This is a genomic window from Pseudonocardia lutea (assembly GCF_042658055.1).
Taxonomy (GTDB): domain Bacteria; phylum Actinomycetota; class Actinomycetes; order Mycobacteriales; family Pseudonocardiaceae; genus Pseudonocardia; species Pseudonocardia lutea.
In genome coordinates, this window is record NZ_JBHSQK010000004.1 from 1 (window position 1) to 19,734 (window position 19,734).

Annotated in this window: 14 protein-coding genes; 9 read left to right on the forward strand and 5 right to left on the reverse strand. The window is 74.7% G+C overall.

The window, feature by feature from the left end; translation table 11 throughout:
• Positions 1-2 precede the first annotated feature (2 nt).
• The 3 genes from ACFQH9_RS01110 to ACFQH9_RS01120 all read left to right on the forward strand — a co-directional run bounded on the left by ACFQH9_RS01110 (position 3) and on the right by ACFQH9_RS01120 (position 4,755).
• Positions 3-2,552, forward strand: coding sequence for a glycine cleavage T C-terminal barrel domain-containing protein (locus tag ACFQH9_RS01110; RefSeq protein ID WP_379563186.1), 2,550 nt, complete (start codon positions 3-5; stop codon positions 2,550-2,552).
• Positions 2,545-3,141 (forward strand): sarcosine oxidase subunit gamma, encoded by a 597-nt coding sequence (locus tag ACFQH9_RS01115; protein WP_379563188.1) that lies wholly within the window; start codon positions 2,545-2,547, stop codon positions 3,139-3,141. Before ACFQH9_RS01110 ends, ACFQH9_RS01115 begins: the two co-directional genes overlap by 8 nt.
• A gap of 219 nt (positions 3,142-3,360) precedes the next feature.
• Positions 3,361-4,755, forward strand: coding sequence for an amidase (locus ACFQH9_RS01120; protein ID WP_379563190.1), 1,395 nt, complete (start codon positions 3,361-3,363; stop codon positions 4,753-4,755).
• Positions 4,756-4,822: 67 nt separating this feature from the next.
• On the opposite strand, the gene ACFQH9_RS01125 is transcribed toward ACFQH9_RS01120, so the two are convergent.
• Positions 4,823-5,869, reverse strand: coding sequence for an alcohol dehydrogenase catalytic domain-containing protein (locus ACFQH9_RS01125; protein WP_379563192.1), 1,047 nt, complete (start codon positions 5,867-5,869; stop codon positions 4,823-4,825).
• 92 nt (positions 5,870-5,961) lie between these two features.
• Positions 5,962-7,179 carry a CoA transferase gene (locus ACFQH9_RS01130; protein WP_379563194.1) on the reverse strand — a complete coding sequence of 406 codons (1,218 nt, stop codon included), beginning with the start codon at positions 7,177-7,179 and terminating at the stop codon, positions 5,962-5,964.
• Positions 7,180-7,330: 151 nt separating this feature from the next.
• Between ACFQH9_RS01130 and ACFQH9_RS01135 the strand changes: the two genes are divergently transcribed.
• Together ACFQH9_RS01135 and ACFQH9_RS01140 are read left to right on the forward strand one after the other, a co-directional pair.
• Positions 7,331-7,822, forward strand: coding sequence for a nuclear transport factor 2 family protein (locus tag ACFQH9_RS01135; RefSeq protein ID WP_379563196.1), 492 nt, complete (start codon positions 7,331-7,333; stop codon positions 7,820-7,822).
• A gap of 137 nt (positions 7,823-7,959) precedes the next feature.
• Entirely contained in the window at positions 7,960-9,669 is a 1,710-nt protein-coding gene (locus ACFQH9_RS01140) for a flavin-containing monooxygenase (protein ID WP_379563198.1), read from the forward strand.
• A gap of 33 nt (positions 9,670-9,702) precedes the next feature.
• On the opposite strand, the gene ACFQH9_RS01145 is transcribed toward ACFQH9_RS01140, so the two are convergent.
• Together ACFQH9_RS01145 and ACFQH9_RS01150 are read right to left on the reverse strand one after the other, a co-directional pair.
• A complete protein-coding gene (locus ACFQH9_RS01145; protein ID WP_379563200.1) occupies positions 9,703-10,641 on the reverse strand; it encodes an NADP-dependent oxidoreductase in 939 nt (312 codons plus the stop codon).
• A 63-nt stretch (positions 10,642-10,704) separates the two neighbouring features.
• The gene (locus tag ACFQH9_RS01150) at positions 10,705-11,610 is read right to left on the reverse strand and encodes a TauD/TfdA dioxygenase family protein (RefSeq protein ID WP_379563202.1); all 906 of its coding nucleotides are present in this window, start codon (positions 11,608-11,610) and stop codon (positions 10,705-10,707) included.
• A 384-nt stretch (positions 11,611-11,994) separates the two neighbouring features.
• Here ACFQH9_RS01150 and ACFQH9_RS01155 point away from each other — a divergent pair, with 384 nt between their 5' ends.
• Genes ACFQH9_RS01155 through ACFQH9_RS01170 form a run of 4 tightly spaced genes read left to right on the forward strand, consistent with a single transcriptional unit; the run spans position 11,995 to position 18,717 of the window.
• Positions 11,995-12,819, forward strand: a complete 825-nt coding sequence (locus ACFQH9_RS01155) for an LLM class flavin-dependent oxidoreductase (RefSeq protein WP_379563204.1) — start codon at positions 11,995-11,997, stop codon at positions 12,817-12,819.
• Complete coding sequence (locus ACFQH9_RS01160) at positions 12,816-14,795, forward strand: M13 family metallopeptidase (protein WP_379563206.1); 1,980 nt, start codon at positions 12,816-12,818, stop codon at positions 14,793-14,795. The genes ACFQH9_RS01155 and ACFQH9_RS01160 overlap by 4 nt, the downstream gene beginning before the upstream one ends.
• A gap of 7 nt (positions 14,796-14,802) precedes the next feature.
• Positions 14,803-16,425, forward strand: a complete 1,623-nt coding sequence (locus ACFQH9_RS01165) for a site-specific DNA-methyltransferase (RefSeq protein WP_379563208.1) — start codon at positions 14,803-14,805, stop codon at positions 16,423-16,425.
• Positions 16,426-18,717 carry a DEAD/DEAH box helicase family protein gene (locus ACFQH9_RS01170; RefSeq protein ID WP_379563210.1) on the forward strand — a complete coding sequence of 764 codons (2,292 nt, stop codon included), beginning with the start codon at positions 16,426-16,428 and terminating at the stop codon, positions 18,715-18,717.
• On the opposite strand, the gene ACFQH9_RS01175 is transcribed toward ACFQH9_RS01170, so the two are convergent.
• Complete coding sequence (locus ACFQH9_RS01175) at positions 18,718-19,692, reverse strand: NADPH:quinone oxidoreductase family protein (RefSeq protein ID WP_379563212.1); 975 nt, start codon at positions 19,690-19,692, stop codon at positions 18,718-18,720.
• Positions 19,693-19,734 lie beyond the last annotated feature (42 nt).

Sequence of the window (19,734 nt, forward strand, 5' to 3'; positions counted from 1 at the left end):
AGATCGAGGAGCCCTTCCCCGAGCCGATGCTCCTCGCGACCACGATCGACCTGGTCGACGGCCTGGTCGCGCGCGGGCTCGGCGGCCGCGGCCGCCTCGCGGAGGTCCCCGACACCGCGCGGTACGACCGGCGGTACGCGCACTGCGAGACGCTGGTGATCGGCGCCGGGCCCGCCGGGCTGCTCGCCGCGCGGACCGCCGCCCGCCGGGGCGAGCGCGTCGTGCTCGTCGACGACCGGCCCGCCGCCGGCGGTGCGCTGCTCGGCCCGGAGCGGATCTGCGGGCGGAGCGCCTTCGAGTTCGTCGCGGACACCGTGGCCGAGCTGCGGGTGAACCCGGACGTGCGGATCCTCCCGCGCACCACCGCCTTCGGGCACTACGACGACGGGTTCGTCCTGGCCCTGGAGCGGCGCACCGACCACCTGGGCGCGGCGGCGCCGCGGAACGTGTCCCGGCAGCGGGTCTGGCGGATCCGGGCCGGCCACGTCGTCGTCGCGACCGGCGCGCACGAGCGGCCCATCGTCGTCGAGGACAACGACCGCCCGGGGATCATGCTGGCCGCCTCGGCCCGCGACCTGCTGCACCGCTACGGCGTGCTGGTCGGGCGGGAGATCGTCGTGTTCACGACCGACGACGCCGCGTATGCGGCCGCCGCCGACCTCGAGGCCGCAGGCGCGCGCGTCACGGTCGTCGACCCGCGCCCCGCCCCTGTGGGTGGACGGTGCACCCCGCATCGCGCACGGGTGGTGGGGACGAGCGCGCACGGTTCGACGGACGGCGCGATCACCGCGGTCACGCTCGACGACGGCACCGTGCTCCCCTGCGACACCCTGCTGCTCTCCGGCGGCTGGAACCCGACCGCGCACCTGTTCTCGCACGTCCGCGGCGCGCTCCGGTACGACCCCGAGCTCGGCGCGTTCCGGCCGGGCGAGGTCGTCGACGGCGTCACCGTCGTCGGGGCCGCCAACGGGACCTTCGACCTCGCCGGGTGCCTGGCCGAAGGCCGCGGAGACGGCACCGGCGAGACACCCGAGCCGCAGCCCCCCACCACCCAGGTCCTGTGGCGCACCGAGGGTGACCGGGCCCGCCAGTTCGTCGACCTCCAGCGCGACTCCACCGTCGCCGACATCGCCCGCGCCGTGGGCGCGGGGATGCGCAGCGTCGAGCACGTCAAGCGCTACACCACCATCGGCACCGCCCACGACCAGGGCAAGACCTCCGGCGTGATCGCCTCCGGGATCACCGCGGAGCTGCTCGGCGTGCCGGTCGAGGACCTGGGCACCACCACCTTCCGCCCGCCCTACACCCCGGTCGCCTTCGCCGCCCTGGCCGGCCGCGAGCGCGGGGCGCTCTACGACCCCGAGCGCACGACCGCGCTGCACGCCTGGCACGTCGAGGCCGGCGCGGTGTTCGAGGACGTCGGGCAGTGGAAGCGCGCCCGCTACTACCCGCGGCCGGGCGAGGACATGGAGACCGCCGTGCTGCGCGAGTGCGCCGCGGTCCGCGGCGGCGTGGGCATCCTCGACGGCTCCACCCTCGGCAAGATCGACGTCCAGGGTCCCGACGCCGGGGTCTTCCTGGACCGGGTCTACACGAACCTGATGTCGTCGCTGAAGCCCGGCCGGGTCCGCTACGGCGTGATGTGCGGCCTCGACGGCATGGTGATCGACGACGGCACGGTGCTGCGGATCGCGGAGGACCGCTTCCTCGTCTACACCACGACCGGCGGCGCCGCGCCGATCCTCGACCACCTCGAGGAGTGGCTGCAGACCGAGTGGCCGGAGCTGCGCGTCACGCTGACCTCGGTGACCGAGCAGTGGGCGACCTTCCCGGTCGTCGGGCCGCGGTCGCGCGACGTGATCGGCGCCCTCGCCCCGCACGTCGACGTCTCGAACGCGGCCTTCCCCTTCATGACCTGGCTGGACACCGAGGTCGACGGAGTCGCGGTGCGGCTGGCGCGGATCAGCTTCTCCGGCGAGCTGGCCTGGGAGGTCAGCGTCGACGGCTGGCACGCGGCCGCCCTCTGGCGGCGGTTGCTCGACCTCGGCGCGCCGTACGGGATCACCCCGTACGGCACCGAGACCATGCACGTCCTGCGCGCCGAGAAGGGCTACCCGATCATCGGCCAGGACACCGACGGCACCGTCAGCCCGCACGACCTGGGCATGGAATGGGCGGTGTCGAAGAAGAAGCCGGACTTCGTGGGCAGGCGCTCGTTCGCCCGCCCGGCCAACCGGGACCCGCTGCGCAAGCAGCTCGTGGGTCTGCTGCCGGTCGATCCCGACCTGAAGCTGCCGGAGGGCTCGCAGATCGTCGAGCTGACCGACGCGCTGCCGCCGCCTCCCGTCCCGATGCTCGGCCACGTCACGTCGAGCTACCGCAGTGCCGCGCTCGGCCGCACCTTCGCGCTCGCCCTCGTCAAGGGCGGGCACGGGCGGATCGGCGAGCGCCTGACCGTGCCGGTCGACGGGGCGCTGGTGCCCGTCGAGGTGACCGGTTCCGTGCTGTTCGACCCCGAGGGGTCCCGACGGGATGGTGAGCCCGGTGAGTGAGACGACCCTGCAGACCTGGCAGACGACCCTGCGCCCGGTCGGCGCGCTCGACGGCTGGGCCGGCCGGTTCGCCGAGCTGCCCGACTCCGTGTCGCTGCTGGCCGAGCCCTTCCACGCGATGGTCGACGCCCGCACGACCGATCCCGCCGCGCTGGAGGGCCTGGTCGGCGCCCCGCTGCCCGGGCCGAACGCGTGGCGCGGCGGCGAGCGCGTCACCGCGATCTGGCTGGGTCCCGACGAGTGGCTGCTGACCAGCCCCTTCTGCACGCCGGCCGAGCTCGAGGCGGCGGCCCGCGAGGCGGGCGCCGCCGCGGTGCCCGAGGCACGGCTCGCCGTCGTCGACGTCTCGGCCCAGCGCACCACGCTCCGGCTGCGCGGCGCCCACGCCCGCGACGTCCTGGAGACGGGCTGCGCGATCGACCTGCACCCGCGCTCCTTCGGCGCCGGGTCGGCGGCGGTCACGCTGCTGGGCCAGGCCGGTGTCGTGCTGCTCGGCCTCGGGCCGTCGGACTACCGGATCGTGGTGCGGTCCTCCTTCGCCGCCTACCTCGCGGAGTGGCTGCTCGACGCCGCGACCGAGTGGCGATGACGAGCTGAGGTGCCAGGGCGAGGTCGGCCCGGCCCGCTCGAGGGCCGCGGCGATGCCGGCCGAGGTCGTGGGCGGCAAGTCGACGAGCCGCGGCGGGCCGGCCCCGACCGTCGTCGAGTGCTGCGCGGGCCGGCAGCGGTTGCGCGCGGCCCGGTCCCGGACGGATCGTGCGGGGACGTGCCGTCGGCCCGGCCGTGCACCCGACGTCAGGAGGGCTCGTTGACCCGTACCGCCACCCGGCTCGCCGACCTGACCGCCCACGAGCTGCTCGCCGCCTACCGCGCCGGCACCCTCTCCCCCGTCGAGGTCGTCGAGGACGTCCTTGCCCGGATCGAGGCCGACGAGCCCCGGCTGCACGCGACCTACGCGCTCGATCCGGACGGGGCGAGGATCGCCGCCGTGGACTCGGCCGCGCGTTGGCGGGCCGGGGAGGCCCGCCCGCTCGACGGCGTCCCGGTCACGCTGAAGGACAACATCGCCACCCGCGGGGTGCCCACGCCCGTCGGGACGGCGGCGACCGAGCTGGTCCCGGCCGAGCGGGACGCCCCGGCGGCGGCCCGGGTCCGCGAGGCGGGCGCGGTGATCCTCGGCAAGACCACCATGCCGGACCTGGGGATGCTCGGGTCCTCGCAGTCGAGCTTCCACCCGGTGACCCGCAACCCCTGGGACCTCACGCGTACCCCCGGTGGGTCGAGCTCCGGCGCGGCGGCGGCCGCGGCGGCAGGCTACGGCCCGCTGCACCTGGGCACGGACATCGGCGGCTCGGTGCGCCAGCCCGCCGGCTGGAACGGCATCGCGGGGCTCAAGCCGACCTTCGGCCGGGTGCCGGTGGTGCCGCCGTACGCGGGCCGGGTGGTCGGGCCGATGTGCCGGGCGGTGGCCGACGTCGCGCTGCTGATGTCCGTGATCGCCGTCCCGGACGAGCGCGACCACACCGCCCTGCCCGGGGCGGACATCGGCTGGCCGGACGCGCCGGGCCCGGTGCGGGGCCGGCGGATCGGGCTGCTCCCCGACGTCGGCGTCGGGCTCGCGACCGAGCGGGTCGTGCGCCGGGCCGTCGAGGAGGCGGCGCGCGCGCTCGAGGGCGCCGGTGCCGTCGTCGAACCGGTGGCACCGTTCCTGACGCGGGAGATGCTCGACGGCATGGACCGCTTCTGGCGGGCCCGCGCCTGGTCCGATCTGGGGGCCCTGCCCGAGGAGCGCCGCGCGAAGGTCCTGCCGGCGATCCTCGAGTGGGCGGCGGCGGGCGCGGACCTGACCGGGGCCGAGGTCTTCCACGGCTACAGCCAGATGGACGCGATGGCCGTCGCCGCGCACCGCGCCCTCGCCGGGCTGGACTTCCTGCTGCTCCCGACCGCGCCGATCCCGCCCTTCCCGGTCGAGTACGCCTCGGCCTTCGACGACCCGGCCCGCCCCTTCGAGCACATCGCGACGAGCCTGCCGTTCAACATGTCCGGCCAGCCCGCGATCTCGGTGAACTGCGGCTACACCGCCGGCGGCCTGCCGATCGGGCTGCAGATCGTGGGCCGGCGGTTCGACGACGCCGGCGTGCTCGCCCTCGCGCTGGCCTACGAGGAGCTCCGCCCGCCGCAGCGCCCCTGGCCCGCCGTCTAAGCCCGTGGGCGAACGGCGCTCTCGTTCACCAGAGGCGAGCGAGAGCGCCGTCGCCCATCGGGCGGCGTCAGGCGCGTTTGATGACCACCTTGAGGGCCTCGTTGGCGGCGGCGTCGGCGAACACCTCGTAGGCGCGGTCGATCTCGTCGAAGCCGAAGGTGTGCGTGCCCATCTTCTCCGCGGGGATCTTGCCGCCCGCGACCATCTTCAGCAGGGTCGGGATCGAGACGGTGTCGACCAGGCCCATGGTCAGCGTGACGTTCTGGATCCACATCTGCTCGAGGGGCAGCTCCACGGGGACGCCGTGCACGCCGATGTTGGCGATGTGCCCGCCGGGGCGCACCAGCGCCGCCGCGGTGCGCAGCGTCTCCGGGTAGCCGACCGCCTCGATGGAGACGTCGACGCCCAGCCCGTCGGTCATCGCCGTGACGGCCTCGACGACGTCCGGGCCCGCCTCGACGGTGTCGGTCGCGCCGAACTCGACGGCCTTGCCCAGCCGGAACTTGTTGGTGTCCACGGCGATCACCCGTGACGCGCCCCAGAGACCCGTCGTCAGGATGGCGGCGAGCCCCACCGCACCGGCGCCCACCACGGCGACCGTGTCCCCGGGCCGGACCTGCCCGGCCAGCACCCCGACCTCGTACCCGGTCGGCAGCGAGTCGGCCAGGAAGATCGCCTGCTCGTCCGTGACGTCGTTCGGGACGGCGTAGAGCGAGGTGTCCGCGTAGGGCACGCGGACCGACTCGGCCTGGGTGCCGTCGACCAGGTGCCCGAAGATCCAGCCGATGCCGCCGACGGTCTGGCAGTGCGACGGCATGCCGCGCTGGCAGTACGCGCACCGGCCGCAACGGGTGATCGCCGGGACCAGCACCCGGTCGCCCTCCCGGAACCCGGTCACGGCCGAGCCCACCTCGGTGACCGTGCCGACGGCCTCGTGGCCGAGGATCCGGCCGTCCGTCACCGCCGGGACGTCGCCCTTGAGGATGTGCAGGTCCGTGCCGCAGATCGTGGTGGTGTCCACCCTGACCACGACGTCCGTCGGCTCCTGGACCGCCGCGTCGGGGACCTCCTCCCACGCCTTGGAACCCGGTCCGTGGTAGACGAGCGCCTTCATCCGTGCCCTCCCTCGGTCGGTTACCGCCGCAGGAGGACGTTAGTGGTGCTCGTCACAGGCAGGTGTCTCAGTCTGCGACCGGCGGACGCTGCTCAGCCGACCACGCCGCGGTCGTGCAGCCCGCCGATCTCGGCCGCGCCCAGGCCGAGGACCTCGGCCAGCACCTCGTCGGTGTCGCGGCCCAGCACCGGGGCCTCGCCCGCGGGGCCGTGCTCCCCGCCCCACCGCAGCGGGGACCGCGCCGTGATCGACGCCGTGCCGTCCGGCAGGGTCAGGTCGGCCAGCACCGGGTGGCGCCCCTCCCGGTGCGCGGCCACGACCTCGGTCATCCCCTGGTAGCGACCCCACAGCACGCGGGCCGCGTCGAGCTCGTCGGACACGGTCTTGAGATCCCGCGCGGCGAACCAGGGCTTCAGCACCGCGGCGATGGTCTCGCGCAGCCGGTAGCGCTCGGACTCCTTGGTCAGGTCGGCGTCGAGCGCCTGCTCCAGCGCCGCGAACACCTCCTCGGTGCCGGTCACCTTCCGCAGCGCCGCCCACTGCCCCTCGGTCAGCGCCACCACCATCACCCGTGCCCCGTCCGAGCAGGCGAAGTCGACGCCGAAGGAGCCGTAGACGTGGTTGCCGTGCCGCGGCCGCTCCCGGCCCCGCTCCGCGGCCTCGGACAGCCAGCCCAGGTTCGCCACCCCGGCCAGCGCGACGTCGGCCAGGGCCAGCTCGACATAGGCGCCCCGGCCGGAGCGCGCGCGGTCGTACAGCGCCGCGAGCACCCCGGTCGACACGCTCAGCCCGGTCACCAGGTCCCACGCCGGCAGCACGTGGTTGACCGGCGCGCCGCCCTCCTCCGAGCCCGTGATCTGCGGGATCCCGACCTCGGCGTTGACCGTGTAGTCCACCGCCGGGCGACCGTCCGGGTATCCCTGGACCCGCACGTGGATCAGGTCCGGGCGGCGCGCGACCAGCACGTCGTTGGCCATCCAGCGGCGCCCGACGACGTTGTCGACGAGCACCCCGCGATCCGTGCCGGGCGCGGTGATCAGGGCGGCGACCAGCTCGCGGCCCTCGTCGGAGCGCATGTCGACGGTGACCGAGCGCTTGCCCTTGTTCAGCGAGGCCCAGTAGTACGACTCGGCGTCGGCCGGGCCGGTCCCGTTGCCGACCACCGGCCAGCGCCGGTGGTCCGTGTTGCCGCCGATCGGGTCGACCCGGATCACGCCGGCGCCCAGCTGCGCGAGCGTCATCCCACCCGTCGGACCCGCCACGAAGCTGGCGCACTCCACGACCTGCAGGCCCTCCAGCGGACGGCTCATTCGTTCCTCCCCGGCTCGCGTTCCGGCCCGTGCTCCCGAGCCGGTCCTCGTGGCCCGACCCTCGGGGCCCGATCCTGCCGCCCGTGGACCCCGGGCGCAGACCCGCCTAGGGTACGAACGATCGTTCGTACCCTCACCGTGGAGGTCCCCCGTGCCGGACACCAGCACCCCCGAGGCCCGCCTGCGCCGCCTCGAGGACGCCCACGAGATCGCCCAGCTGCGCGCCCGATACTGCCAGTACCTCGATGACGGCCGATGGGGCGAGCTGGCCGCGCTCTTCACCCCCGACGGCGTGTTCACCGGTCTCGCGACCGCGCGCGGCACCGCGGAGCTCGAGACCTTCTTCGGCGGCCTGCAGGAGGGCCCGCTCACCGCGTGGTGGCACTACAGCGCGAACGAGACCGTGGAGATCGACGGCGACACCGCGACCGGCGAGACCTGGCTCTGGCAGCCGTGCGTGGTCGACGGCGAGGCCCAGATCGCGGCCGGCCGCTACCGCGACCGGATGACCCGCGGCGCCGACGGGACCTGGCGCTTCGCCGAGCGGGTCGTCACGTTCTTCTACTGGACCCCGCTGACCGGGGGCTGGGACAAGGGCAAGGTCGGCTTCCCACCCGCGGAGGCGGCCCTGGACCGGGGGTGACCGCGGGCGCACACGACCGCTGGATCGGCGGTCCCCACCTCTTGCGCGGGACCTTACGATCGTTAGTCCGGATGTGACGCCGTCGTCACACGGGCGGCGCCACGGCGGGTCAACGGAGACCGACCGGACGGAGGACCATGTCCCACGCGCACACCGACCAGGTCCAGGAGGACTTCGACGCCGTCGTCGTCGGCGCCGGCTTCTCGGGGCTGTACATGCTGCACCGGCTCCGCGACACGCTCGGCCTCTCGGCCCGGGTGTTCGAGGCCGGCGACGACGTCGGCGGAACCTGGTACTGGAACCGGTACCCGGGTGCCCGGTGCGACTCCGAGAGCTACTTCTACAGCTTCTCGGACCGGCTCTCGGAGGACCTGCTGGAGGAGTGGACCTGGAGCGAGCGCTTCGCGGCCCAGCCCGAGATCCTCCGGTACCTGCAGCACGTCGCCGACCGGTACGACCTGCGCAAGGACATCCGGTTCGGCACCCGGGTCGTCGGCGCGGAGTACGACGACGCGACCGGCCGGTGGACGGTCCGCACCGACGACGGCGAGCAGGTCACGGCGACCTTCCTGATCACCGCGGTCGGCTGCCTCTCGACGACGAACCTGCCCGACTTCCCGGGCCGCGACAGCTTCCGCGGCGAGTGGTACCACACCGGCGCCTGGCCCCACGAGGGCGTGGACTTCACCGGGAAGCGGGTCGCGGTCATCGGCACCGGGGCGACCGCGGTGCAGGCCGTGCCGGAGATCGCCCAGGACGCGGCGCACGTCTACGTCCTGCAACGCACCGCGAACTACGACATCGCCGGCGGCAACCGGCCGATGGACGCCGAGGACGGTCGGAAGATCAAGGCGGAGTACCGCGACATCTGGAAGGCCACGCGCGAGACGGCGTTCGGCTTCCCCTACGACGTCGCGCCCCGTACCGCCCTGTCGGTCTCGGACGAGGAGCGGCAGCGGATCTTCCACGAGGCCTGGGAGCGCGGCGGGTTCCGGCTCGGCACGACGTTCAACGACCTCCTGCTCGACGAGGAGGCGAACGAGACCGCCGCGGAGTTCCTGCGGGCCCGGATCCGCGAGCGCGTGACCGACCCGGAGATCGCCGAGCTGCTCTCGCCCCGCGACCACCCGTTCTTCACCAAGCGCCCCCCGCTGGAGAACGGGTACTACGAGACGTTCAACCGCGAGAACGTCACGCTGGTGAACGTGCGAGCGGCGCCGATCCGGGAGATCACCCCGACGGGGGTCCGGACCGCGGAGGCCGAGTACGAGGTCGACGTCATCGTCTACGCGACCGGCTTCGACGCGATGACCGGGACCCTGTTCAAGCTCGGGATCCGCGGCCGCGAGGGGCTCGGCCTCGAGGAGAGGTGGGCCGACGGACCCCACACCTACCTCGGCCTCGCCACCCACGGCTTCCCGAACCTGTTCATGATCACCGGCCCGCAGAGTCCGTCCGTGCTGAGCAACATGCCGGTGTCGATCGAGCAGCACGTTGACTGGATCACCGACTGCCTCCGCCGGCTGGGCGAGCAGGGGTACGACACCATCGAGGCGCTGCCCGAGGCGGAGGACGACTGGGTGGCCCACCACGACGAGGTCACCGCGACGACGTTGCTGCCGCGGGCGAACTCGTGGTGGGTGGGCGCGAACATCCCCGGCAAGCCGCGAAGGCTGTACCCGTATGCGGGTGGGGTGGGCGTCTACCGGCTGCTCTGCGACGAGGTCGCCGCCCGTGACTACGACGGGTTCGCCCGCGGCAAGAGCGGAGCAGCGACGAACGGCAGGTTCAGCGGGGTCGCGCGGGCCCGGTACCGGGAGCTCGCCGAGGAGGCCACGGCGTCCTAGCGAAAGCCTCACACGCCCTCGTCGCCGGCCTGCCTAGAACAGCAGCACCAGCCGCCCCCGGGTCCCGCCCCGCTCCAGGCGGGCGTGGGCCTCGGGGGCGCGCTCGGCCGGGTAGGTCTCGGCGACCCGCAGGGTGAGCGCGCCGGACTCGGCGAGCACGCGCAGGGCGTCGAGCCGCTCGCGGTCCTCGGCGATCTCCCGCACCCGCACCGGGTGCCAGGTGATGCCGCGCTCCTCCGGGCCGCTGTAGCCGCGGACGGTGGCGATGCGGCCGCCGTCCCGGACGGCCGGGAGCAGCAGGTCGCCCTGGACCGAGCCGTCGGCCAGCACGTCGACGCCCTCGGGGACCGCCTCGCGGATCCTCGCCGCGACGTCGTCGCCGCGGGGGACGACGACGTCGGCACCGAGCTTGCGGACCAGCTCCACGTCGGCGTCGGAGGCGTCGGCGACGACCCGCAGCCCGGCCGCCTTCGCCAGCTGCACCACGTAGCCGCCGTAGGCCCCGGCCGCGCCGGTGACGGCGAGGGTGGCGCCGGGTTCGGGGTCGAGCAGGTCCAGGGTCCGGCGGGCGGTCAGCCCGTTCATCGGCAGGGTGGCCGCGTGCGCGTGGTCGGCGCCCGCGGGTGCGCGCACGACCGACCCGACCGGCACCACGACGTACTCCGCGTAGGCGCCGTGGGCGCCGTCCGGCACGACGACCGCCATCACCGGGTCACCGAGGTCGAGCCCGCCCCCGGCACCCTCGCCGATCTCGTCGACCACGCCGGCGGCGTCCATCCCCGGCACGTAGGGCGGCGGGTCCTTGCGCTGCCACTCGGCACGCGACCCGTCCCGGACGTACGTGTCGGTCGGGTTGACCGCCGCCGCGTGCACCCGCACCCGGATCTCGCCGGGCCCGGCGTGCGGCTCCGGCAGCTCGACGACCTCGAGGGCCTCAGGCCCGCCGTAGTGGTTCACCCCGATCGCGCGCATGCCCCGAGACTCCCATCCGCGCCGCGCGGCGGCGCGCCCGGGACCCCGAACGAGTGCCGGGTCTCAGCCGGCGTTCCGGAGCACCTCGACGCCGACGGGCGCGTCGCCGCGCAGCGTCACGCGGTGCATCACGCGCCGGGCGTCGCCGTAGTCGCGGTTGGCGTAGTGCGCGGTGGCCCGGTTGTCCCACATGGCGACGTCGCCCTCGGCCCACCGGTGTCGGACGATGTGCTCGGGCTTGGTGAGGTGCGCGAAGAACAGGTCCAGCAGGTGCCGGCTCTCCGCCTCCGACACGCCGTCGATCCGCACGGTGAAGCCCGGGTTCACGAACAGCGACTTCCGCCCGGTCTCCGGGTGCACCCGCACCACGGGGTGCACGACCGGGTCGAGGCTGGTCACCGTCTCGCCGTCCCACTCGCTGCCCCGTCCCTGGCGGCGCTGGGCGAGGTAGTAGCCGAAGTCCCTGGTGCCGTCGTGCACCGCGTCGAGCTGCTCGGCGAGCCGCTGCACCGGCGGGGCGAGCGACTCGAACGCCAGCTCCAGGTCCGCCCAGTTCGTGTCGCCGCCGGCGGGCGGCAGGGTGACCGCGCGCAGGATCGAGCCCAGCGGCGGGCGCTTCATGAAGGTGACGTCGGTGTGCCAGACGTCGGCGTAGCCGTCGTCGGCCGAGTCGAGCGCGTAGATCTCGGTGTGGGCGTCGTCGATGCCCGGCACCACGGGGTGCGACGCGGTGAGCTCGCCGAGCCGGTTGCCCAGCCGGACCTGGCCGGTCGGGTCGAGGGTGTGCTGGCCGCGGAAGAACAGCACCTTGCGGGCGGTGAGCTCGGCGCGGATGGCGGCGACCTGCTCGTCCGGGGCGGTGGCGAGGTCGACGTCGTGCACGATCGCGCCGAAGCGCGGGCCGAGCGGCTCGAGGTTCAGGATCGCGGCGCCGGGGGTGGGCAGGGCGGACAGGGATGCAGGCGACATGGGTGGCTCCGGGGACGTCGGCGCGGCGCGCTCACGCCGCGACCGGGAAAGATCGACAGGGGTGACGACGTCGTCGACGGGCTGGGGCGTCCGTGGCAGGTGTTCGTGCGGGCGGACGTGAGGTGAGGGCGGCCGAGGGGCCGCGGCACTCAACCGAACCAGCAGCGCGTCGCCGACCCCGTCCAGAAGAGGTCGACGTCCACCGGACACAGGGCGACGTTCGTCCGACACAGGTCGACGTAGAGCCGAGCCACGAGTCGGAGGTCCGGGGTCACCCTCGGATGGTCGCGCCGTGGGCCGCGTCACGCAAGGTGCTGGCGCGCGTGTCCGCCGTCACCCGCGGGCTTCGACTACGCAGCGTCGAGCACTCGGTACCGTCCGCGCATGGAGCTCGGCTACCTCACGCACGTCGGGGGCCCGGGCTCCCCGCGCGACACCTACCGCGACACCGTCGAACTGGCCGTCGCGGCCGAGGCGGCCGGGTTCACCTCCTTCTGGGTCGCCCAGCACCACGCGGGCGAGGCGCAGGGGCAGCTGCCCTCCCCGCTCGTCCTGCTCGGTGCCGTCGCGCAGGCCACCAGCCGGATCCGGCTCGGGACCGGCGTGATCGCGGCGGCCCTGGAGGACCCGCTGCGCCTCGCCGAGGACGCCGCGGTGCTCGACGTGCTGTCCGGCGAGCGGCTGGAGCTGGGTGTCGGCGCGGGCTCCGACCCGGCCGCGTCGGCCCTGTTCGACCGCGACCACGAGCGGCGGCACGCCGACTGCGCCGCGGTCGTCGACGAGCTGCGGGAGCTCCTCGGCGGGCCCACGCTCGTGCCCGACGCGCCCGGCCTGCTCGACCGGATGTGGTGGGCCACCGGCTCCCGGCGCGGGGTCGACGCCGCCGCGGCCCGCGGGATCGGCGTGATCAGCGGGCGTCCGCAGGGCGCGGCCCCGGACCTGGAGCGGTACTGGGCCCGCGCGGTCGCCGAGCCGCGGGTCGCGGTGTCGCGGCTGATCCGGGTGGGCGAGCCCGCCGCGGAGGTCGCGGCCCGGCTGCGCGCGGACCCCGCGCTGCCCTGGGCGAGCGCGCTGCTGGTGCAGACCCAGCCCAGCCGCACCGACCTGGCCGGTCACCTGCGCACCCTGGCCGTCGCGGCGGAGGCGGTCTCCGCCGTGCGCGAACCCGTGGCGGCCGGGCCGCGGCGGACGGCAGGATGGACGGCGTGACGACCTCCCCGGACACGACGAACGGAGCCCGCCGCAGCGGTCTGGACCTGCGGTGGGTCGACCCCGGCACCCGCCCCCAGGACGACCTGTTCGGCCACGTCAACGGACGGTGGCTGACCAGCCACGCGATCCCGGACGACCGCGCGCAGGACGGCGCCTTCCGCGACCTGCGGGACAGGGCCGAGGAGGACGTGCGGGCGATCGTCGAGGGCGCCCGCGACCTCGACGGGCCGGAGGCGCGGCAGATCGCCGACCTCTACGCGTCGTTCATGGACACCGCGGCGATCGAGGCCGCGGGCGTCGAGCCGCTGCGCCCGCTGCTCGCCGAGATCGCGCACGCCGCGGACAAGGCCGAGCTCGCCGCGGTGCTGGGCCGCCGGCAGCGGCAGGGCCGCGCCTCCCTGTTCGGCGTCCACGTCTCGACGGACTCGAAGGACTCGGAGCGCTACCTGGTGCACCTGTCGCAGTCCGGCCTCGGGCTGCCGGACGAGTCGTACTACCGCGAGGACGCGTACGCCGAGATCCGCGCGAAGTACGTGGCGCACCTGGAGAAGCTGGCCGGCCTGGTCGGGCTGGCGGACCCGGCGGGCCTGGCGGCGAGCGTCATGGAGCTGGAGACGGCGCTCGCGGCCGTCTCGTGGGACCGGGTCACCAACCGGGACGCGGAGAAGACCTACACGCTGATGACCTGGCCGGCGCTGCAGACGAACGCGCCGGAGTTCCCGTGGGGGTCCTGGCACGCCGCGCTGCGCGCGCCGGACGGGGCCTTCGACGAGGTCGTCGTCCGGCAGCCCGCGTTCGTGCTGGCCGCCGCGAAGCTGTGGGCGGAGCTGCCGCTGGAGCAGTGGCAGGCCTGGCTGTCGATCCGTACCGCCTCGGCGGCGGCGGACTACCTCCACGAGGCCGTCGTCGACGAGGACTTCGACTTCTACGGCCGGACCCTCTCCGGCACCCCCGCGCTGCGCGAGCGCTGGAAGCGCGGCGTCTCGGTGGTCGAGAGCGCGATCGGCGAGGCCGTCGGCAAGCTCTACGTGGAGCGGCACTTCCCGGCCTCGTCCAAGGAGCGGATGGTCGAGCTGGTCGCGAACCTCGTCGAGGCGTACCGGCAGAGCATCTCGACGCTGGACTGGATGAGCCCGGCCACCCGCGAGCGGGCGCTGGAGAAGCTCGGCAAGTTCACGCCGAAGATCGGCTACCCGGACAGGTGGAAGGACTACTCGGCGCTCGAGATCAGGCCCGACGACCTGCTCGGCAACGTCCTGCGCGCCGCGGAGTGGGACTTCGACTACGACCTGAACCGCATCGGCGGCCCGGTCGACCGGGACGAGTGGCTGATGACCCCGCAGACGGTCAACGCCTACTACCACCCGCGGATGAACGAGATCGTCTTCCCGGCCGCGATCCTGCAGCCGCCCTTCTTCGACCCCGAGGCGGACGACGCGGCCAACTACGGCGGCATCGGCGCGGTGATCGGGCACGAGATCGGGCACGGCTTCGACGACCAGGGCTCGCGCTACGACGGCGACGGCAACATGACCGACTGGTGGGAGCCCGCCGACCGGGCGGAGTTCGACCGGCGGAGCAAGGCGCTGATCGACCAGTACGACCGGCTCTCCCCCGCCGGCCTGCCGGACCACAAGGTCAACGGCGCGCTCACCGTGGGCGAGAACATCGGCGACCTGGGCGGCCTCACGATCGCGATCAAGGCGTACCGGATCGCGACCGAGGGCACGGAGCCGCCGGTGATCGACGGCTTCACGGGTCTGCAGCGGGTGCTGATCGGCTGGGCGCAGGTGTGGCGGGCCGTCACCCGGGACGCGGAGGCGATCCGCCGGCTCACGATCGACCCGCACTCGCCGCCGGACCTGCGGTGCAACGCCGTGGTCACCAACCTCGACGCCTTCCACGAGGCGTTCGCGGTCCAGGAGTCCGACGCGCTGTTCACCGCCCCCGAGGCGCGCGTGCGCATCTGGTGACGCTGCGGTGACCCTGACCGACGGGCCGGGTGAGCGCTTCGGGCTCACCTGGCCCGGCCGGGCGGAGTGCCTGCGGGTGATCGGCGAGCCGCCCACCGGCGCGCTCGAGCCGGTGCCGGCCGAGTCCGTGGACTGGGACGGCACCGGCAACGTGATCGTCGAGGGGGACAACCTCGAGGTCCTCAAGCTGCTGTCCCGGGCCTACCACGGCGCGGTCAAGCTGATCACGATCGATCCGCCGTACAACACCGGCCGGGAGTTCCTGTACCCGGACGACTTCGCCGACCCGATGGCCGCCTACCTGCGCTTCTCCGGCCAGGTCGACGAGTCCGGGCGGCGGGCGCACGCGGCCGTCGAGACCGCGGGGCGCCGGCACTCGCGGTGGCTGTCGATGATGTACCCGCGGCTGGTGCTGGCCCGCGAGCTGCTGCGCCCGGACGGCGCCATCTTCGTGACGATCGACGACACCGAGGTCGCGCACCTGCGGCTGATCATGGACGAGATCTGGGGCGAGGAGAACTTCGTCGCCACCGTGGCCTGGCAGAAGGTGTTCGCGAAGAAGAACCGGGCGCTGATCTCCGGCAGCCACGACCACGTGCTCGTCTACGCACGCGACGTCGAGGCGTGGGACCGCCGGCTCCTGCCCCGCGGCGCGGCGCAGGAGAAGGCCTTCGGCAACCCCGACGACGACCCGCGCGGGCCCTGGCAGAGCGTCTCGTTCTCGGTGCGCTCGGAAGGCGTGGAGCGGGCGGGGACCTACCGGTACCCGGTCACGCTGCCGTCGGGCCGCGAGGTGTGGCCGCCCGCGGGGCGGCACTGGAACGGCGACCGGACCCGGTACGAGGAGCTGCGCGCCGACGGCCGGATCTGGTTCGGCCGCGACGGCGACCACCCGCCGCGGGTCAAGGGCTTCCGCAGCGAGGTGCAGGCCGGGATCGTGCCGGACACCTGGTGGCGGCACGACGAGACCGGGCACAACCAGGAGGCCAAGCGCGAGGTCGTCGCGCTGTTCGGGGCGGACGAGCCGTTCACCACGCCCAAGCCGACCCGGCTGGTCCGGCGGATGCTCCAGATCGGGACCGGGCCCGGCGATCTCGTGCTCGACTTCTTCGCCGGCTCCGGGACGCTCGGGCACGCCGTCTTCGCCGAGAACCTGGCCAGCGGGGAGCAGCGGAACTTCCTGCTGGTCCAGCTGCCCGAGCCCACCCCCGGCACCGCCTACTCGTCGATCGCCGAGGTGACCCGGGAGCGGGTACGCCGGGCCGGCGCGGCGCTGCGCCCGGGCGCGCCGCCCGGCGCCGACCTCGGCTTCCGCGCCTACCGGCTCGTCGCCGGGGGCGGCGCGGACCTCACCGGCCTGGTGCTGGCGGCCGGGCACCCGCTCACCGCGCCCGTCGAGGAGGTCGACCTCGCCGGCGTCCCCGGCTGGTCGGTCGCCGGCGGCGCACTGCTCGCCTGCCTCACCCCGCTCACCGAGAAGGTCGTCGAGGCGATGCTGGCGCGCGAACCCGCGGTGCTGGCGGTGACCGAGGCGGGCTTCGGCGGCGACGACGCCCTGCGCCTGCACACCCTGCACGCCGTCCGCGAACGCAACCGGCGGGGCGTCGACCTCGCGCTCCAGGTGGTGTGAATGCTCCGCTTCGACGCGACGCTCCCCCACCAGACCGCGGCGATCACCGCGGTCGTCGACCTGTTCGCCGGGCTGCCCCGCGCGCCGCACCCGGCCTTCACCGAGACCGGCGTCGCCAACCCGCCCGGCCCGGGCTTCGACGCCCGGCTCCCGGCCAACCTGCGGGCCGTCCAGGAGCGGCACGGCCTCCCCCTGACCGGGGGCCGCACCCGCGACTTCGCCGTCGAGATGGAGACCGGGACCGGGAAGACCTACGTCTACCTGCGGACGGCGTTCGAGCTGCACCGGGCGTACGGCTTCCGGAAGTTCGTGGTCGTGGTGCCGAGCGTGGCCGTGCGGGAGGGCGTGCTCGCGAGCATCGAGGCCCTGCGCGAGCACCTCACCGCGCTCTACGCCGAGCCCTTCGACGCCGTCGCCCACGACGCCCGCCGGCTCGGCCGCGTGCGCCGCTTCGCCACCTCCGGCAGCGTGCAGTTCCTGGTCATGACCCTGCAGGCCTTCCGCCGGGACGTCGCCGGGCGGGGCGGCAACGTCGTCCACCGGGCGCAGGACCAGATGGCGGGGCGGCGGCCGATCGAGGTCGTCGCCTCGACGCGCCCGGTCGTGATCCTCGACGAGCCGCAGAACATGGAGTCCGAGGGCGCCGCCGCGGCCATCGCCAAGCTGAACCCCTTCTGCACCCTGCGCTACTCGGCGACCCACCGGGACCCGCACGAGCTGGTGCACCGGCTGGATCCCGTCGAGGCGCGGGAGCAGGGGCTGGTCAAGGGCATCGAGGTGGCGTCGGTCGTGCCGGACGGGCGGGCGTCGGAACCCCTCGTCCGGCTCCTCGCGGTCGACGCCGACCGTTCCCGCGCCCGGCTGACGATCCACCACGGGCAGCGCGAACGCAGCCTGTGGGTGCGCCTCGGCGACGACCTCGCGGCGCTGTCCGGCGGGCGTCGGGAGTACGCGCACGGCTTCGCCGTCGCCGACATCGGGTTCCGGGAGCCCTCGGTGCGCTTCTCCGGCGGCCTGGTCGTGACGCCCGCGGCCCCGGCCGGGACCTACGACGCCGGCGTCCGCCGCGCCCAGGTGATCGAGACCGTTCGCCGGCACCTCGACCGGGAGCGCCAGCTGGCGCCCCGCGGGATCAAGGTGCTGTCGCTGTTCTTCGTCGACCGGGTGGCGAGCTACCGGGCGCCCGACGGCGGGCTCGGCGAGGCCGGGCGCTGGTTCGAGGAGGCCTACACCCGGCTCGCCCCCGCGTACCCGGAGCTGGACCTGCCGCCGGTCGGGGCGGTGCACGGCGGCTACTTCGCCGGCGACCCGCGGACCGGGTACGTCGACGGCGGCGAGACGGACGCCTCGGCCTTCGACCTGATCATGCGGGACCGGGAGCGGCTGCTCTCGGCGGCCGAGCCGATGCGGTTCCTGTTCAGCCACTCCGCGCTGCGCGAGGGCTGGGACAACCCGAACGTCTTCCAGATCTGCACCCTCAACGAGACCCGCTCGCCCGACCGGAAGCGCCAGGAGATCGGGCGCGGGCTGCGGCTCCCCGTCGACGGCCCGGGCCGCCGGGTCCGGGACCCGCGGGTGGCGCGGCTGACCGTGATCGCCAACGAGGCCTACGACGAGTTCGCGCGCACCCTGCAGGAGGAGTACCGCGCGGACACCGGGCGCGAGATCGTCGTGCGGCGGGCCGGCGACCCCGACGGGGCCCTGCAGGGGGCGGAGTTCGCCGCGCTGTGGGCGCGGGTCGGGCAGGGTCTGCGGGCGCGGCTGCCGCTGTCGACCGGCGAGCTGGTGCGCGGTGCCGTCCGGGTGCTCCGGGAGGCCGGCCCGGTCACGCCGCCGCTGGTCCGCGTGCGCACCACCGATCACGCCACCGGCGAGTCCGTGGCGGGCCCGGCCTACGCGCTGGAGGCCGACGCGGGCCTCACGGAGGCGGAGGTCGTCGCCGAGGTGCAGGTGCGCACCGGGCTGACCCGCGCGACCGTGGGCCGGGTGCTGGACGAGGCCGGGCTGCTCGGCTGCGTGGCCGTGAACCCGACGGCCGTGCTCGACCGGGCCGTGTCCGCCCTGCTCGGCGGGTTGCGGGCGCAGCTGCCGGCCGTGCTCGAGGTGGTCGCCGGAGAGCTGCGGCCCGCCGACGCGGTGCGGGGCGAGCGGGCCGAGCTGCCGCGCGCCTTCAGCGTCGACACCCCGTTCGGGCCGGTGAGCCCGCGGACCGCGCACGTCGCGGGCGAGGTCGTGTACCTGTCGTCACACCGGCCGCCGGCCGACGTGGACCGCCCCGTCCACGCCCGGTGATCAGGGGACGAGGACGTACTTCCCGGTGACCCGGCGCTCGGCGTAGAGCCGCAGCACGGCCCCGGCCTCGTCGAGCGGCGCGACCGACGGGCGCGGCGGGTGCAGCTCGTCGCGCCCGATCCGGCCGAGGACGTCGGCCAGCAGCGCGGCGTTGCCCTCCGGACCCCCGACCTCGCGCGCCCAGTCGCCCCAGTCCACCCCGATCACCGAGCGGTTGCGCAGCAGCACGATGTTCGCGGGCAGGCGGGGGATCTCCCCGGACGCGAAGCCGAGGACGCAGAACCGGCCGCCCGCGCGCAGCGCCCGCAACGACGACTCGGCCGCGGGCCCGCCGACGGGGTCGATCACGACGTCGGCACCGCCGTCCGTCGCCGCGCGGACGGCGTCCTTGAGGTCGGTGTAGTCGATCGTCACCTCGGCGCCCGCGGCCTTCGCCGCCGCCCGCTTCTCCTCCGAGGACGCCACGCCCACGACCCGGGCACCCAGGCTGCGCGCCACGTCGACCGCGGCCAGGCCGATCCCGCCGCCCGCGCCGAGCACCACGACGCGCTCGCCGGGCTCGATCGTGACCCGCTGCGTGACGGCGAAGACCAGCGTCGCGTAGCTCTCCATCGCGCTGGCCGCGACGGTGGCGTCGACGCCCGCGGGCAGCGGGACCGCGAGCGGGGCGGGGACGGTGACGTGCGAGGTGAAGCCGCCGAACCCGGTCACCGAGGCGGCCACGGCCGTCCCCACCGGGCAGGTCTCCACACCCTCGCCGACCGCGACGACCCGTCCCGCGACCGCCGATCCGGGCGTGAACGGCAGCGGCGGCTTCACCTGGTAGCCGCCGCGGACGATCAGCCCGTCCACGAAGCTGACGCCGGCGGCGCCGACCTCGACGAGGACCTCACCCGGGCCGGGGGCCGGGGTGGGCTCCTCGACCACGGTGAGCAGTCCCGGATCGCCGAACTCGGTGCAGACGACGCGCAGCATCGGTCCACCCTGACGGTTCGACCGTCCACTGTCGCCCGGGCG